This is a genomic window from Quadrisphaera granulorum (genome assembly GCF_003149145.1).
Taxonomy (GTDB): Bacteria; Actinomycetota; Actinomycetes; order Actinomycetales; family Quadrisphaeraceae; genus Quadrisphaera; species Quadrisphaera granulorum.
On record NZ_QGDQ01000025.1, the window covers coordinates 41,536 to 57,448 of the forward strand.

A 15,913-nucleotide genomic window follows, 5' to 3' on the forward strand; every position below is an offset into this window, starting at 1 on the left:
TCACATGCTCCGACGCCTTGCAGACCTGAGCATCGCCACGAAGCTCTACCTCGCCTTCGGGGTGGTGTGCTCCCTGCTGCTGGTCGTCACCGCTGTTGGCGCCGTGAGGCTTCAGGCCACCCAGGCCGCGCTGGAGGAGGTCTCGAACCACGACATGGTGGCCGTCGATGCCGCCTCCCAGACCGACGTGGCGTTCCAGGGTGTCCGCGTGAGCATCCTCAATGTGGCACTGGCCCCCGACGCCGCCTCGACCGACGCGGCGCTCACGTCGCTCGACACGAGCTGGGATGGTCTGGACGCCGCCTGGAGTCACTACAAGGACAGCACCAACGCGACGACGCCCGCCCAGCAGAAGGCGTTCACGGACGCGATGACCACCTACCGCGAGTCGGTCAAGGAGCTCATGCCGTATGCGGTGTCGCACGACGACGAGGGCTTCAACACGGTGCGCGCGAAGGTCGTCGTTCCCGCGGCCAAGGCTGCGACCGCGGCGGTGAAGGAACTCGCCACAATCGAGAAGAACGCCTCCATCGCTAACGCGGCCGAGAACGAGGCCGCCTACCGCCAGGCGCTCGCTGTGCTCTTCGGCTGTGCCGCGGTCGCGATGCTGCTCGCCGTCGCCGTCGCCGTCGTCGTCGCCAGGTCGGTGACGCGTCCGCTGTCGCGGGTCGTCGACGTCATGGCCGGGGTGGCCCAGGGACGCCTCGACCAGCGCGTCGGCCTGGACCGCCGGGACGAGGTCGGGCGCCTCTCCGCCTCCACCGACGCCTCCCTCGAGTCGATGTCCTCCGCGCTGCGTGACATCCGCGCCGAAGCCGCGTCGCTGGCGTCGGACTCGGCCTCGCTGTCGAGCGTCTCGGCGCAGATGGCCTCCGGTGCTGAGGAGTCCGCTGCCCAGACGATGGTCGTCTCGGCAGCGTCCGAGGAGGTCAGTGCGTCGATCTCGACGGTCGCCGCAGCGGGCGAGGAGATGACCGCCGCCATCGGCCAGATCGCCTCTGCCACGAGCGAGGCGTCGCAGATGGCGTCGTCCGCGGTGGCTGCCGCGGGGGCTGCGGGCGGGGCGATCGAGCGGCTGGGGGTGTCGAGCCGGGAGATCGGCGACGTCGTCAAGCTCATCACGAGCATCGCCGAGCAGACCAACCTGCTGGCGCTGAACGCCACCATCGAAGCTGCCCGCGCGGGCGAGCTGGGTAAGGGCTTCGCGGTGGTCGCCGGTGAGGTGAAGGAGCTGGCGCGTCAGACCGCCCAGGCCACCGACGAGATCATCAAGAAGGTCTCGGCCACCCAGGGCGATGCCGCCGCAGCGGCCTCCGCGGTGACGCAAATCGGTGAGGTCATCTCACGCATCGACGAGGTGCAGGCCACCATCGCCGCGGCGGTGGAGGAGCAGTCGGCCACCACGTCCGAGATGGTCAGGAACGTCACCGAGGTCTCCACCGGGTCGTCGCAGATCTCCGCGAACGTCGCCGACATCGCCGCCGGCACCGAGCAGAACCGCGAGTCCGCTGGGCACACCGCCGCCACGGCGAGCTCGCTGGCGAGCTCGGCGAACCGGCTGCAGGAGCTGACGGGGCGCTTCACTGTCTGAGCTGACGCCACGGTCAGCGCGGCGCCGTCCGGGGGCCCGGGAGTCCACCACTCCCGGGCCCTCGGCGCGCTTCGTGGTGCAGGGTGGTCGCGGGGCCTTACGCGAACCTTGTCGCTGCGGTAATACTCTACGTACTACCCACGACCGGGGAGTTGCGGCGGGAGCGCCCGCCGTCAGGGCGGTGGACCGGTGAGACGCTCCGGCCGACCGAGCGTTGCGTCGGGCACGGTGGTGGATCCCGCGGACGTCGTCGTGCGTGGCTCATTGTCATCCTGACCGCCGCTCGCTCGACCAGACCAGTCCCGGAAGGACGGTGCAGCTGTGCTCCACCACGACGCCGACCAGGTGCGCGCCGCCGTCTCGCCCGCCGATGCGGTGACCCTGCTCGGTGACGCGCTGCGTGCCGGCCTCGACCCGGCCGCCGACCCGCCCCGCACCAGCAGCCCCCTGGGCTCGGGCGAGCTGCTCACCATGCCCGCCAGCTCCGGACGCTGCGCTGGCGTGAAGCTGGCGGTCGTCGCCCCCGGCAACGCCGCCCGCGGCCTGGCGCGCATCCAAGGCCTCTATGTGCTCTTCGATGCCGACACGCTGGCGCCCTTGGCCACTGTCGACGGTCCTGCCCTCACCGGCCTGCGGACCGCTGCGACGTCGGTGGCCGCCGTGCTGCCCGCGCTGCGCCGCGGCGGCGCCGCAGCGGGCCCGCTGTCCGCGGTCGTCGTCGGCGGCGGTGTTCAGGGCCGGGCCCACGCCGAGGTGCTTGCCGACGTGCTCGGGCAGCCGGGGGAGCGCGGTCTGGCCCGAGTGGACGTCCTCGTCCGCCGCCCCGAGGCGCTGGCGCCCTCCGACGTGCTCCCGCCGGGGGTGCTCGGCAGCGTGCTGGGCTTGGGGACGGCGCCGGCGGTGTCTGCCCTGGCCCGCGCCGACGCGGTCTTCTGTGCAACCTCCGCGGCCGCACCGCTGTTCGACTCCGCCCTTCTGCGTGACGACGTCGTGGTGGCGGCCGTAGGGTCGCACGAGCGCGACCGCCGCGAGCTCGACGACGCCCTCCTGCGCCGCGCGACCGTGGTCGTGGAAGACCGGACCACCGCACTGAGGGAGGCTGGGGACGTCGTGATGGCGATCGAGGCCGGTGCGCTGGTCGAGGACGACCTCGTCACCATGTCCGACCTGCTGACCGGTCGCTGTCCTGTGCCCGAGGGTGCCGTCGTTTTCAAGGGCACCGGCATGGCCTGGCAGGACCTTGTGGTGGCCGAGGCGGTGCACCGCCGGGCTGCCACGAGCTTGCCGGTGCCTGGCGAGGCCCGCCTGGTGGCCCGGTGACGGTTCTGGAACCGCACGAAGCGGCGGTTCCCGCCTCGCCACCGGCTGAGGCGCGCCCTGCGGTGACCAGCGGGCCTGCCGGAGGGGGGCTACAGCTGGTGAGGCCCTCGTTGCGCGACCAGACGCTGCGCGTGCTGCGTCAGCGGCTGGTCACCGGGGCCCTGGTGCCCGGCCGCATCTACTCGGTGACCGCGCTGGCCGCAGAGCTCGGGGTGTCGAACTCCCCGGTGCGCGAGGCGATGCTCGAGCTGCAGAACCAGGGTCTCGTGGAGGCGGTTCGCAACCGCGGCTTCTGCGTGGTCCAGCTGAGCCGGCGAGAGCGCGAGGACATCCTCCAGGTCCGGATGATGCTCGAGGTGCCCGCCATGGCGCAGCTCGCCGGGCGCCAGGAGTACTGGCGCGCCGACGCCGAGTTCACCCGCATCTCCGATGAGATCATCCAGGCCGCCGAGGCCAACGACCTGCTCGCCTTCCTCGACGCCGACCGGCGCTTCCACCTGGGACTGCTGCGGCTGCTCGGCAACGAGGCGCTCGTCGACGTCGTTGCCCTCATGCGCGACAGGACCCGGCTCTTCGCCGACCATGCCACCATCCTGCGCTCCGCCGAGGAGCATCCCGGCATCCTCGAGGCGCTGCGCCGCGCGGATCCCGTGGCGGCGTCGCAGCGCATGACCGAGCACCTCCATCACGTCATGGACGACTGGAGCGGCGACCCGCCGCAGTGATGCCCAGGGGCAGGTCGGGAGGTGCCGGGTGCGCCGTCCCGCGGCCTGTCGTGCGCCCTGTCGTGCGCCCCGTCGAGCGCGCAGGAATCCAGGACGACTTCCCGCCACCCCCTGTTCACACCTCTAGTCGTACGTAATGCTTTACCCACTACCGCGAACCACGGAAGGAGGGAGTGCCATGAGTGCTCCCGCTCACCACAGGCTCGCCGTCGACGTCGGCGGCACCTTCATCGACTACATCCTTCTGGACGAGCGCGACGGTTCCGTCGTCATCGACAAGCAGCCCGCCACCGCCAGCGCCCTCGCTGACGAGTTCGTCCGCGGCCTGCAGCGCCTCCCCGTCGCACCGAGCGAGCTGTCGATGTTCATCCACGGCACCACGGTCGCCCTTAACACCCTGGTGCAGGAACGTGGCGCCAAGACCGCCCTGCTCACCACCGCCGGCTTCCGCGACGTGCTCGAGCTGGGCCGCGCCGGTCGCCCCGCCATCTACGACCTGCGCTACCAGCCCGCCGAGCCTCTCGTGCCGCGCTACCTGCGCCGCGAAGTCACCGAGCGCACCGCCCCGGACGGCTCGGTCCTGATTCCGCTCGACCTGGACGCGGTCCGCACCGAGGTCGAGTTCCTCGCCGCCCACGGCGTCGAGGCCGTGGCCATCTGCTTCCTGCACTCCTACGCCAACCCCGCCCACGAGGCCGCCGTCGCCGAGCTGGTCCGCACCATGCTCCCGGGCGTCTCGGTGAGCGCCTCCAGCGAGCTGGTGCGCGAGTGGCGCGAGTACGAGCGCACCGCGACCACCGTGGCCAACGCCTACACGCAGCCGCTCTTCAGTCGCTACGCCGCCACCATCGACGCCCGCGTGTCCGAGCTCGGCTACGAGCACGGCATCGCGTTCATGCGGTCCAACGGCGGCGTCATGACCATCGCCGCTGCCGGCGGCCGTCCGGTGGAGACCCTCGGGTCCGGCCCGGCCGGCGGCGTCATCGGCGCCCACGCGCTGTCCCAGCGCACGGGCATCCGCAACATCGTGTGCGCCGACGTCGGCGGCACCACCTACGACGTCGCCCTTATCCAGGACGGCGAGATCGTCGAGCGGTCCCACACCGACATCGCGGGCCGCCCGGTCATGGGCTCGGTCATCGACATCGTGTCCGTGGGCGCCGGCGGCGGCTCGATCGCCTCCATCGACCCCACCTCCGGCAGCCTGCGGGTGGGCCCGGAGAGCGTCGGCGCCTCGCCCGGCCCCGCGGCCTTCGGGCTGGGCGGGGAGCTGCCCACCGTGACCGACGCCCAGGTGGTGCTCGGCCTGCTGGACCCCGACCGGTTCCTCGGTGGCCGCATGAAGCTCGACCGCGAGCGCGCGGAGACGGCGCTGAGCAAGCACCTCGGAGAGCACCGCGACCTCACGCACCTGGCGGGGGGCGTCATGGCGATCGCGCAGGCCAACATGGCCAACGCCATCCGCATCATGACCACGCAGCGGGGCCTGGACCCCCGCGGCTTCGCGATGCTGTCCTTCGGCGGCGGGGGAGGCCTGTTCGCCGCCGGAGTCGCGGAGGAGCTGGGCATCACCTCGGTGCTCGTGCCGCAGGCCGCCGCGGGCTTCTCAGCGTGGGGCATGCTCACCGCCGACTATCGCGAGGACGCCACCCTCACCCGCGTCTATGACGTCGACGCCACCTCGGCGCCCGACCTGCGCGACGCCTTCGCCGGTCTCGCCGAGCAGGCGCGGGCCTCGCTGGTCGCCTACGGCTTCGCGCCGGACGCCCTGCAGACGGCGTTCTCGGCCGACGTGCGCTTCCGCGGGCAGGACCACACCATCACCACGCCCGTGGAGCCGTCCTGGCTCGACGGTGGCGCGGCCGATCTCGTGGCCCACCTGCCCGGCGCCTTCGCGGCCCGCCACCGGCAGCGGTACGGGCACGGTGAGGACGGCGCCGCCGTCCAGGTGGTCACCCTGCGCTGCCGCGCGATCGCCCCGGTAACGAGCCCCCGCACTGTCGGCGTCTTCGCGGACACCCCCGCGCAGCCGGTGGCCCACCGCCGGATCTGGTTCCCCGCCACCGGCTGGGTGGAGCAGGTGCCGGTGTACGAACGCGAGCAGATGAGCGCCGACGACGTGCTGGCCGGCCCGTGCGTGCTCGACGAGTGGACCACCACCGTCATCGTGCCGCCGGGGTGGACCGCTGCCCTCGACGAGCACGGCACCGCGGTGCTCACCCACAAGCAGGACGACGACGAGAAGGCGGGTGCCTGAGGTGAACCAGCACAGCCGAGAGTCCGTCGACATCGTCAAGGCCGAGATCACGCGCAATGCGCTGCAGTCGGCCGCGGTGGAGATGAACACCACCCTGGTGCGCAGCGCCTACAACCCGCTGATCTTCGACGTGAAGGACTTCGGGGTGGGCGTCATGTCCGCCGACGGCGACCTGTGGGCCGACGCCCCGGGCCTTCCCGTCTTCACCGGCGTCCTGCCTGCCAGCGTGAAGTCCGGGCTGGCGAAGTGGGGCCCCGACGGCATCCACGACGGCGACGTCTTCGTCGTCAACAGCCCCTACCTCAACGGCACCCACATCTCCGACACAGCCGTGTACATGCCCGTCTTCCACGGCGGGCGGCTGGTGGCCTTCACCGGGTCCATGGCGCACTGGGCCGACGTCGGTGGCATGAGCCCCGGCGGGTGGACGGTCAACTCCACCGAGATCTACCAGGAGGGCATCGCCTTCACCCACCAGCGGCTGCTGCGCCGCGGCGAGGTGAACGAGGACGTCTTCGACCTCATCGCCGAGAACATGCGCGTGCCCCACACGGTGATGGGTGACCTGTGGGCGCAGATCGCCACCGCCCGCACGGGTGCCGAGCGCGTGCAGCAGCTGTGCGACAGGTACGGCGCCGACGAGGTCGAGGCGCTCATGGCGCACGTCATCGCCAGCACCGAGCGGGCGCTGCGCCGCGAGGTCGCCGCCATGCCCGACGGCGTGCTGGAGACCGGCTTCCGGTTCGACTTCAGCGGCGTTGACCGCGAGGAGGTGCCGCTGGTACGCATCCGCACCACCATCAGCGGCGACCGCGTCGAGGTCTCCTTCGAGGGCACCTCGAAGCAGTCCTCCGGGCCCATCAACGCCGGCGAGCAGGCCGTGCGCGCCACCGTCGCCGAGGCGCTCAAGGGCGTGCTCGACCCGCTGGGCACCGCCAACCAGGCCCACCTGGAGCTGGCCGACATCATCTGGCCGAGCACCCCGTCGCTGGTCAACCCCGTCAAGCCGGCCCCGTGCGACTCCTACGGCTACCTCATGACCGGCGTCATCGAGACCATGCAGCAGTCGTTCGCCGAGGTCGCCCCCGACCGCGTGCGCGCCGGCGGCTACCAGATGGTCTCCACGTACGTGATGTCCACCCGCGGCGACGCCGAGGACGCCTACGTCTTCGCCGAGCCCGTGCAGGGCGGCCACGGCGCGTTCCCCGGCCACGACGGCGCCTGCATGATGTTCGTGACCGACGGTGACTGCTCCAACACCCCTGTCGAGGTGCTCGAGCTGCGCTTCCCCGTGCGCTGCGACGCCTTCGCCCTGGAGACCGCCCACTCCGGCGCGGGGGAGTTCCGCGGCGGCGCCGGCGTCCGGCGCGACCTGCGCGTGCTGCAGACCGGCTCGATGACCAAGACGGCCTCGGAGAGCACGGTCGACCCGATCGCCCTCGGCGTTCGCGGCGGCCTCACCGGGGCCCCCACGCACGTGGAGCTCGTCCACCCCGACGGCACCCTCGAGCGCGTCAGCGAGCGCATCGTCGACCGGCCCGTCGCCGTCGGCACCGTCGTCCGCCAGCGCACGGGCGGTGGCGGTGGCTTCGGCGCCCCCGCCGCCCGCGACCCCCAGCGCGTCGCCTGCGACGTCCGCGACGAGCGGGTCACGCTCGAGCAGGCCCGCGACCTCTACCGCGTCGCCCTCGTTCCCGGGACCCTGCCCGGCACCTGGGACGTCGACGCCGAGGCCACCGCCGAGCTGCGCGCCAGCGCCCGAGTGCACAGCGCCAGCGCCCGAGAGCGCAGCACCGGCATCTGAACCCCGCACCGGTCCGGCGCAGCCCCCCCGAGCCGCCGGACCGGTGCGGTCTCCACCGCGCCCCCCCAGCCAGACCCAGCCAGTTCTTCACGCACGCCCAGACCGGAGGACCCATGGTTTCGTCCACCACCCGCCGCAGGCTCCGCGCCCGTCCTAGGGCTCTCGTAGCTGCAGCGGTCGCCGCCGTCGCGGTGCTCGCCGGCTGCACCGCCCAGGCGCCCGCCGACGGCTCCAGCTCCGGCTCGGGCACGTCCGGTGGCACCAAGCCGCTGAACGTTGCGTTCTCCGTGGCCCCCACCACCATCGACCCGGCCTCGGGCTGCACCCTCGATGACGCCCGTCTCACCATGGCGCTGTACGTGCAGCTGCTGCAGCCGGGGCAGACCACCGACAAGAACGGCGTCCCCTCGGTCGACCCGACCACGGCGGACCCCTACTTCGCCAAGAGCTACGAGGTCAGCCCCGACGGCCTCACCTACACCTTCACGCTGCAGGAGGGCTGGACCTTCCCCAGCGGCACGCCGATGGACGCCGAGGCGGTCAAGTACTCCCTGGACCGCACCACCGCGATCGGCGGCTGCGGCTCGGCGATCGTCAACGACCTCTACCTCTCGCCGACCCTCATCAAGCAGGTCACGGCGGTCGACCCGACCACGGTCACGGTGCAGCTGTCCACACCCGACCCCGACTTCCCGCTCGCCCTGGCCACGCCGGCCGGCTCGATCGTCGACCCTTCGGTGGTCGAGGCCAACGGTGGCATCACCGCCGGCAAGCCCAACGAGTGGATGGCCTCCCACGAGGCGGGCTCCGGCCCGTTCCGCCTGAAGTCCTTCGAGCCCGGCACCAAGGCCGTGCTGGAGAAGGACCCGAACTTCAAGGGCCAGCCGCCGGCCTCGGACGAGATCAACGTCAGCTGGGTCAAGACCGACTCGGCGATGCTCCTGCAGGTGCAGAACGGCGAGCTGGACGTCGCCACGGGCCTGAGCAAGAACTCCGCGAAGTCGCTCGAGGGCGGTGACGCCACGCAGGTCATCGCCAGCACGGCGACGGCCAACATGCAGATGCTCATGCCCAACGACAAGGCGCCCTGGGACAACGCCAAGGTCCGCGAGGCCGTCACCTACGCCATCCCCTACCAGGACATCCTCGACAACGTCCTCAAGGGCTACGGCCAGCTGTACTACGGCCCGATCCCGCCGAGCATGCCCGGCTACGACGCCTCGGTGGCCGGCCCGCGCACCTACGACCTCGCCAAGGCCAAGCAGCTCATGAGCGAGGCCGGCGTGAGCGGCCCGGTGGAGGTCACCCTCGACACCATCTCCGGTGACGCCAACCAGGCGTCCATCGCCACGATCCTGCAGAGCTCGCTGCAGCAGATCGGCATCACCGTCAAGGTCAACCCGCTCTCGGAGAGCGCGTGGGGCGAGGCGGTCTACGGCCAGAAGACCCAGGCCGCGCTGCGCCTGGACGGGCCCGCCGTCTTCAACGCCGGGTACTACCTGTCCTACGACGAGCGCTGCGGAATCTCCTACAACACCGGCGTCATCTGCGTTCCGGGCAACGCGGCGCTGCTTGACACCGTCCGCACCAGCTCCGACGAGGCCGCCCGCACGCAGGCGCTGAACCAGCTGCAGGCCAACTGGGTGGCGGCCAGCCCCAAGGCGATCCTCTACCTGGACGCCACCGCGGTCGCCGTGAAGAAGGGCACCACCTACCTGTGGAACCCCATCACCGACATGCGGACCTGGAAGGCCGCCTGACCCTCATGAGCACTCCCGCCGAGGACGTGTGGCTCACCGGAGGCACCGTCTTCGACGCCACCGGCCGCGAGCCGTTCCGCGCCGACCTGCGGGTCAGTGCGGGACGGGTCGCCCAGGTGGTGCCCCTCGACCCGACCTCCCGGCCCGCGGACCGCCGCGGGCCGGGGGTGGCGGTCGAGGACGTCACCGGCGCCACCGTCATCCCCGGGCTCGTCGACGCCCACGCCCACGTGGGCATCCTGCGGCTGCACGGGCAGGCGGCGCTGCCGGCTCCCGTGCAGGCCGCGCTGGTCTTCGCGATCCTGGCCGACTCCCTCGCGCAGGGCTTCACCACCCTGCGCGACCTCGGCGGCGTGGACGGCGGGCTCGTGGAGGCCGTGCGCCGCGGCCTGGTGCCCGGCCCGCGGCTGCTGCCCAGCGGCCAGATCATCAGCCAGACCGGTGGCCACGGGGACTTCCGCGGCCACGTGCCCGCGGTCTCCAGCGCCACGGCGGGCTCGGGCGGCTGCGGCCACGCCCACGGGCAGAACCCGCCCACCGGAGCCGACGGCCTGACGCTGCCGATGCTCCTGGTCGACGGCCCCGACGCCGCCACCCGCGCCGCCCGGGAGCAGTTCCACCGCGGCGCCACCCAGCTCAAGGTGTTCGCCACGGGTGGGCTGCTCTCCCACGGCGACCCTCTCGAGGCGCCGCAGCTGTCGCAGGCGGAGCTGCGCGCCGTCGTCGAGGTCGCCGAGGACCGCGGCTCCTACGTCACGGCCCACGCGCACACGCCCCGCGGGCTGGCTCGCGCGGTGCGCGCCGGGGTGCGCTGCATCGAGCACGCCACCCTCGTCGACGAGGCGACCGTGGAGCTCATGGCCGCTCACGACGTCGCCGCCGTCGCCACCCTGACCGTCTCGGAGGTGCTCCGGGTGGACCCGGCCAGCCTCGGCGCGGGACCCGTCGACCCCGGCGACGCCGCCCGTCTGCGCGAGTCCGCCGCCCGCGCCATCGCCCTCCTGGAGAGCGCCGGCGTGCGGGTCGGCTGCGGCTCGGACCTCATCGGCGAGCGCCAGCACCGCCGCGGCTGGGAGGTGGCGCTGCACGCGCGCCTGTCCGGGGCGTCGGTGGCGCTGCAGCGCGCCACCCGCGTCAACGCCGAGATCTGCGGCATCGCCGACGAGGTCGGCACCCTCGAGGTGGGCAAGGCCGCCGACGTCGCCGTGTTCGACGGCGACCTGCTCGCCCACCCCGAGCTGCTCATGACCACCCGTCCCCGCCTGGTGCTCGCCGCGGGGGACGTCGTCTCGAGAGGGTCGGAGGTGCTCGCGTGAAGGGCACGCGCGTCCAGGCGGGGACCGCCGTCGTCCTGCTGGCGGTGCTGGTGCTGCTCGCCGTGGCGGGGATCTTCCTGCGGGGGACCGCCACCACGGTCGACGTCGCGAACGCGCTCGTGCCGCCCGGGCCGGGCCACTGGTTCGGCACCGACGCACAGGGCCGCGACGTCTTCGCCCGGGTGGCCGTCGGCACGAGCATCGCGCTGGCCTCGGGGCTCGGCGCGGTGGCCGTGGGCGGCGGCCTGGGGCTGGTCATCGCCCTGGTGTGCGGCCTGGGGCCGCGCTGGCTCGACGCCGTCCTGGTGCGTCTCCTCGACGCCGTCATGGCGTTCCCGGCGCTGCTCCTCGCGCTGGCCGTGACGATGGCGTTCGGCACCGGCCTGCTCACGGCGCTGGTGGGCGTCGTCGTCACCGTCGTGCCCGTGTTCGCGCGCACGCTGCGCGCCGAGGCGCGCCGCGCCACCAGCGAGCCGTTCGTGCAGGCCGCCCGGACCATCGGCCTGTCCACCCCGCACCTGGCGGTCCGGCACGTGGTGCCCTACCTCGGCACCACGTTCTCGGTGCAGACCGCCGCCAACGTCGGCAACGTCATCCTCGTGCTGTCGGGGCTGAGCTTCATCGGCGTCGGCGCGCAGCCGCCCACCCCCGAGTGGGGCGCCATGATCACCGAGGGGTTGCAGAACGCCCTCACCGGCCAGTGGTGGATCGGGGTGTTCCCCGGCCTGGCGCTGCTCGTCACCGTGGTGGCGGTCAACCTCCTCGCCGACTCCATCCCCGCCGTCCGCGCCGCGCGCCTCGCCCGCCGCCGCACCTCCCGCCCCCGCCGCGAGGCGACCGCTCCCGCCCCCGTGGAGGCCTGATGACCATCACGACGACGACGGCGGGCGCCCGCCCCCGCCGGGCCCCGGCCTTGGGCGGGGCGCTGAAGCGCGCTGCCACGGGCCTGCTCGGAGTGCTCATGACGCTGCTGCTCGCCTCGGTGGTCTCCTTCGTGGTGCTGCGCGCGGTGCCCGGAGACCCGGCCCGCCTCATCGTCGGCCCGCTCGCCACGCCCGACGTGCTCGCCGGGGTCCGCGCCCAGCTCGGCCTGGACGACCCCTTGTGGCTGCAGTACCTGCGCTACGTGCGCGACTTCGCCACCCTGCAGTGGGGCTACTCCTACAGCAACGGCGCCGACGTCACCGCGGTGATGGCCGCCCGGCTGCCCGCCACCCTCGAGCTGGCGCTGTGGGCCTTCCTGTTCGCCGTCGTCGGCGCGGTGGTGGTGGCCACCCTCGCCAGCTTCCGCGGCGGTGCGTTCGCCACGGTGGCCAAGGTCGTGTCCCTCGTCGGGCTCGGCACCCCGCAGTTCTGGGTGGCCCTCGTGCTCATCCTCGTGCTGGGCAGCAGCGGCCTCGGCGTGCTGCCGGGGCCGTCGGGCAGGCTCACGAGCTTCCTCGAACCGCCGGCGCACGTCACCGGGCTGTACACGGTCGACGGCCTGCTGGCCGGCCAGCCGATCGTCTTCTCCGACGCTCTGGCCCACCTGGCCCTGCCCGCCATCAGCCTGGCGATCATCCCCGGCGCGTTCCTCACCCGGCTGCTCACCGCCAACCAGAACGACGTCGCCCGGTCCCCGTTCGTCACGGTGGTCCGCAGCAAGGGCGTCTCGCGGTGGGCGGCGCACCGCCGCCACGTGCTGCACAACGCGCTGCTGCCGTCGGTGTCCTCCGCTGGGCTCGTGCTCGCCAGCCTCATCACCGGCAGCGTCCTCGTGGAGTCGGTCTTCAACTGGCCCGGCATCGGGCAGGTGCTCGTGCAGGGCATCCAGCGGCAGGACTTCGCCGTGGTCCAGGCGTTCGTGCTGCTCTCCGCGGTGCTGTACGTGGCGGCCAACACCGTCGCCGACATCGCCGTCGCCCTGCTCGACCCGCGGCTGCGCGTGAGGGGAGGCTCCAAGTGAGCACGTCGGTGAGCGCTCCGTCGGACCGGTCAGCTCGGTCGGACCGGTCAGCCCTGTCCGCCGAGGGCCTGCGCGTCGCCTACGGCGACGTCGAGGTGGTCCGCGGCGTCGACCTCGTCGTCCGCCCCGGCGAGAAGGTCGGCGTGGTGGGGGAGTCCGGCTGCGGCAAGTCGACCGTCGCGCTGGCGCTCATGGGTCTGCTCGCCTCCGGAGGGGCCGTCACCGGTGGTGTGGTCAGCGTGGCCGGAGGTCGCGTCGACTACCGCGACGAGAAGGCCCTCGACCGCATGCGCGGCTCGCAGCTGTCGCTGGTCTTCCAAGACCCGCTGACGTCCCTGGACCCGGTGAAGACCATCGGCTCGCAGATCGCCGAGGCGCTGCGCCGCCACAACCCGCGGATGTCGCGGGCCGCCGTGCGCGCCCGCTGCGCGGAGCTGCTCACCGCGGTCGGCGTGCCCGAGCCCGAGCGGCGCCTGCGGCAGTACCCGCACGAGTTCTCCGGCGGCATGCGCCAGCGCGCGCTCATCGCCATCGCCGTCGCCAACGACCCGGCCGTGCTCATCGCCGACGAGCCCACCACCGCCCTCGACGTCACCACCCAGGCCCAGGTGGTCGAGCTCCTCGACTCCCTCGTCGACCGGCTCGGCGTGGCCGTGGTGCTCGTGACGCACGACATCGGGCTCGTCTCGGAGTTCTGCGACCGCGTCATGGTCATGTACGCCGGCCGAGTAGTGGAGGAGGTGCCGTCGGCGGCGTTGTTCGACGGCGCGGCCCACCCCTACACGCGGGCGCTGCTCGGGTCGCTGCCCGTGCCGGGCCGGCCCCGCTCGGACGACCTCACGTGGATCCCCGGGGCACCGCCGCCGCTGGCGGCGCTGCCGGCCGGGTGCAGCTTCGCGCCGCGGTGCACGTGGGCGCAGCCGGAGTGCAGCGCCGGGCAGCCGCCCCGCGTCGTCGTCCCCAGCCCCGGGACGACGACGGGGGAGGTGCACGTGGCCGAGTGCCGCCGCGCGCTGGAGGTCGTCGCCTCGAGCCGTTCCGATGAGAGCACCGAGGGGGAGCCCCGTGGCTGACGAGACTTCTGGGCAGACTTCTGGGCAGACTTCTGGGCAGGCGGGAGCGCCGCTGCTGCGGGTGCGCGACCTGCGCCGCTCCTACGGCGGTCCGCACAGCTACGCGGTGCTCGACGGCGTCTCCTTCGACGTCCGCCGCGGTGAGACCGTGGGTGTGGTGGGGGAGTCCGGCTGCGGCAAGTCGACGCTGGCGCGGGCCCTGGTGCGCCTGGACCCCGTCGACGACGGCCGCGTGGAGCTGGACGGCGTCGACCTCGCTTCGCTGCGAGGGGCGGCGCTGCGGCGCGAGCGCCGCCGCTTCCAGATGGTCTTCCAGGACCCGTTCGGCTCCCTCGACCCGCGCATGACCGTGCAGCAGCTCGTGGAGCAGCCGCTGGCCGTGCACGGCACCCCGCCGGCAGAGCGGGCGCGGCTGGTGGCGGAGATGCTCGACGACGTCGGCCTGGGCGGCGACTTCGCCCACCGGTTGCCACCGGCGCTGTCGGGCGGTCAGCGCCAGCGCGTGGCCATCGCGCGGGCGCTGGTGCTGCGGCCCGACATCACCGTGCTCGACGAGCCGATCTCCGCTCTCGACGTGTCGGTGCAGGCGCAGGTGCTCACGCTGCTGCGCCGCGAGCAGCGGCACCTGGGCCTGACGTACCTCTTCATCACCCACGACCTGGCCGCCGCCGAGCACTTCTGCGACCGCGTCATGGTGCTGTACCTGGGGCGCGTGGTGGAGACGGCGACGTCGGAGGAGCTCTTCGCCCGTCCGCTGCACCCGTACTCCGCGGCGCTGCTGTCGGCGGCGCCGCAGCCGCGGGGCACCCGGGAGAGGGAGCGGATCGTGCTGCGCGGGGAGCCGCTGGCCCGTCGTCCCGAGACGGGGTGCCCGTTCGCGTCGCGGTGCCCGGTCGGGCACGACCGCGAGGTGTGCCGCACGAGCACCCCGGTGCTGGCGCCCGCCGAGGGGGCTCTCGGGCACCAGGTGGCCTGCCACTTCCCCGGGGAGCTGGTGGCCCAGCCCCTGGAGCGCGCCGCCACCGCCTGAGATGTGGCGCAGACGCGCTTGATCGGCCCCAGGAAGAGGAGGAGCCTCCCCTCCCGGTGACGATCAAGCGCCTGAGCGCCACATCGGCCGCGTGACGGCGCCCTCAGGGCGTCGTGACCTGGGCCCTGAGGGCGGCGACGACGACGGCGAGCGCCGGCTGCCCTGACGCCGCGGCGCGCTGCGCGGCGAACACCGTGCGGCGCGGCTGACCCGGCAGGTCCACAAGACGGCAGGAGGTCTCGCGCCCGGCGTGCACGAGGTCGGGCAGGACGGCGACGGCGCAGCCGGTCTCCACCAGGCGCAGGTGCGTCTGAAGGTCGGCGCTGGTGAACCTCACGTCCGGCTCGAAGCCGCGGGCGCGGCACGTCTGCTCGGTGAAGTCCCGGCTCGCGGTTCCCTCGGGTTCGGCCACCCACGGCAGCGGCGACGCGCCGCTGGCGAGGTCGGCGAGGTCGTGGACGTCGGGTGCGAGGTGCTCCGGCGGCAGGGCGAGGCGCAGCGGGTCGCGGACCAGCTCGGTGCGCACCAGACCCGGCAGGTGCGGCCGGGAGTGCGCCGGGTACTCCTCGGCGACGACGACGTCGAAGTCGCGCGCTCGTGACGCCTCTGCGCGCAACGCCGCAGACTCCAGCGCAGCACCCGGCTCGGCCTGCACCACCTCCACGCGCAACCCCGGGTGCTCGACGGTGAGCTGCCGCAGTGCCCCGGGCACCAGGGCGAGCGCCGCCGACTGGAACACCGCCAGCCGCACCCGCCCGGTCAGCGGCGCCGACGGACCGCCAGCGCGCTCGCGGGAGGCGAGAGCCACGCGGGCGCTGGCCCGTTCCAGTACGTCGAGCACCTCACCGGCCGCAGCGACCAGCTCCTCGGCTTCGGCGGTCAGCACCACGCGACGGCCCGACCGGCGCAGCAACGGCGCGCCCGCCTCCTTGGCGAGCAGCGTCAGCTGCTGGGAGACGTGAGAGGGGGAGTAGCTGAGCGCCTCAGCGGCAGCGGCGAGCGTGCCGCGGACGGCGACCTCACGCAGGAGCAGCAGCCGCCGGACGTCGAGCACGGGCACTCCTTGCTGGTCGGCGCTGTCGTCGTCCTACG

The 15,913-nt window shown here is 73.2% G+C and carries 12 protein-coding genes; 11 read left to right on the forward strand and 1 reads right to left on the reverse strand.

Going from position 1 to position 15,913, the window contains the following annotated elements; all coding sequences use genetic code 11:
• The first annotated feature begins 4 nt into the window (after window positions 1-4).
• From BXY45_RS17335 to BXY45_RS17385, 11 genes are all read left to right on the forward strand, one after another.
• On the forward strand, window positions 5-1,591 hold the full coding sequence (locus tag BXY45_RS17335; RefSeq protein WP_109775783.1) for a methyl-accepting chemotaxis protein: 1,587 nt from the start codon (window positions 5-7) through the stop codon (window positions 1,589-1,591).
• 321 nt (window positions 1,592-1,912) lie between these two features.
• Entirely contained in the window at window positions 1,913-2,911 is a 999-nt protein-coding gene (locus BXY45_RS17340) for an ornithine cyclodeaminase family protein (RefSeq protein ID WP_109775784.1), read from the forward strand.
• A 98-nt stretch (window positions 2,912-3,009) separates the two neighbouring features.
• Window positions 3,010-3,636, forward strand: a complete 627-nt coding sequence (locus BXY45_RS17345) for a GntR family transcriptional regulator (protein ID WP_211319703.1) — start codon at window positions 3,010-3,012, stop codon at window positions 3,634-3,636.
• Between the two features lie 178 nt (window positions 3,637-3,814).
• Entirely contained in the window at window positions 3,815-5,893 is a 2,079-nt protein-coding gene (locus tag BXY45_RS17350) for a hydantoinase/oxoprolinase family protein (protein ID WP_170131575.1), read from the forward strand.
• On the forward strand, window positions 5,886-7,697 hold the full coding sequence (locus BXY45_RS17355; protein ID WP_170131576.1) for a hydantoinase B/oxoprolinase family protein: 1,812 nt from the start codon (window positions 5,886-5,888) through the stop codon (window positions 7,695-7,697). The genes BXY45_RS17350 and BXY45_RS17355 overlap by 8 nt, the downstream gene beginning before the upstream one ends.
• 113 nt (window positions 7,698-7,810) lie before the next feature.
• Window positions 7,811-9,457 (forward strand): ABC transporter substrate-binding protein, encoded by a 1,647-nt coding sequence (locus tag BXY45_RS17360; RefSeq protein ID WP_109775787.1) that lies wholly within the window; start codon window positions 7,811-7,813, stop codon window positions 9,455-9,457.
• Between the two features lie 5 nt (window positions 9,458-9,462).
• Window positions 9,463-10,773 carry a metal-dependent hydrolase family protein gene (locus BXY45_RS17365; RefSeq protein WP_109775788.1) on the forward strand — a complete coding sequence of 437 codons (1,311 nt, stop codon included), beginning with the start codon at window positions 9,463-9,465 and terminating at the stop codon, window positions 10,771-10,773.
• On the forward strand, window positions 10,770-11,636 hold the full coding sequence (locus BXY45_RS17370) for an ABC transporter permease (RefSeq protein ID WP_109775789.1): 867 nt from the start codon (window positions 10,770-10,772) through the stop codon (window positions 11,634-11,636). Before BXY45_RS17365 ends, BXY45_RS17370 begins: the two co-directional genes overlap by 4 nt.
• A complete protein-coding gene (locus BXY45_RS17375; RefSeq protein ID WP_109775790.1) occupies window positions 11,636-12,718 on the forward strand; it encodes an ABC transporter permease in 1,083 nt (360 codons plus the stop codon). Before BXY45_RS17370 ends, BXY45_RS17375 begins: the two co-directional genes overlap by 1 nt.
• On the forward strand, window positions 12,715-13,791 hold the full coding sequence (locus BXY45_RS17380; RefSeq protein ID WP_211319704.1) for an ABC transporter ATP-binding protein: 1,077 nt from the start codon (window positions 12,715-12,717) through the stop codon (window positions 13,789-13,791). The genes BXY45_RS17375 and BXY45_RS17380 overlap by 4 nt, the downstream gene beginning before the upstream one ends.
• Complete coding sequence (locus BXY45_RS17385) at window positions 13,784-14,821, forward strand: ABC transporter ATP-binding protein (RefSeq protein ID WP_211319705.1); 1,038 nt, start codon at window positions 13,784-13,786, stop codon at window positions 14,819-14,821. Before BXY45_RS17380 ends, BXY45_RS17385 begins: the two co-directional genes overlap by 8 nt.
• 103 nt (window positions 14,822-14,924) lie before the next feature.
• Here the strand turns inward: BXY45_RS17385 and BXY45_RS17390 are convergent, their stop codons facing one another.
• Complete coding sequence (locus BXY45_RS17390; RefSeq protein ID WP_109775792.1) at window positions 14,925-15,875, reverse strand: LysR family transcriptional regulator; 951 nt, start codon at window positions 15,873-15,875, stop codon at window positions 14,925-14,927.
• Between the last annotated feature and the right edge of the window lie 38 nt (window positions 15,876-15,913).

Coding starts and splice junctions, on each gene's coding strand:
- BXY45_RS17335 (WP_109775783.1), top strand. CDS start 5: ATGCTCCGACGCCTTGCAGACCTGAGCATCGCCACGAAGCTCTACCTC.
- BXY45_RS17350 (WP_170131575.1), top strand. CDS start 3,815: ATGAGTGCTCCCGCTCACCACAGGCTCGCCGTCGACGTCGGCGGCACC.
- BXY45_RS17360 (WP_109775787.1), top strand. CDS start 7,811: ATGGTTTCGTCCACCACCCGCCGCAGGCTCCGCGCCCGTCCTAGGGCT.
- BXY45_RS17365 (WP_109775788.1), top strand. CDS start 9,463: ATGAGCACTCCCGCCGAGGACGTGTGGCTCACCGGAGGCACCGTCTTC.
- BXY45_RS17375 (WP_109775790.1), top strand. CDS start 11,636: ATGACCATCACGACGACGACGGCGGGCGCCCGCCCCCGCCGGGCCCCG.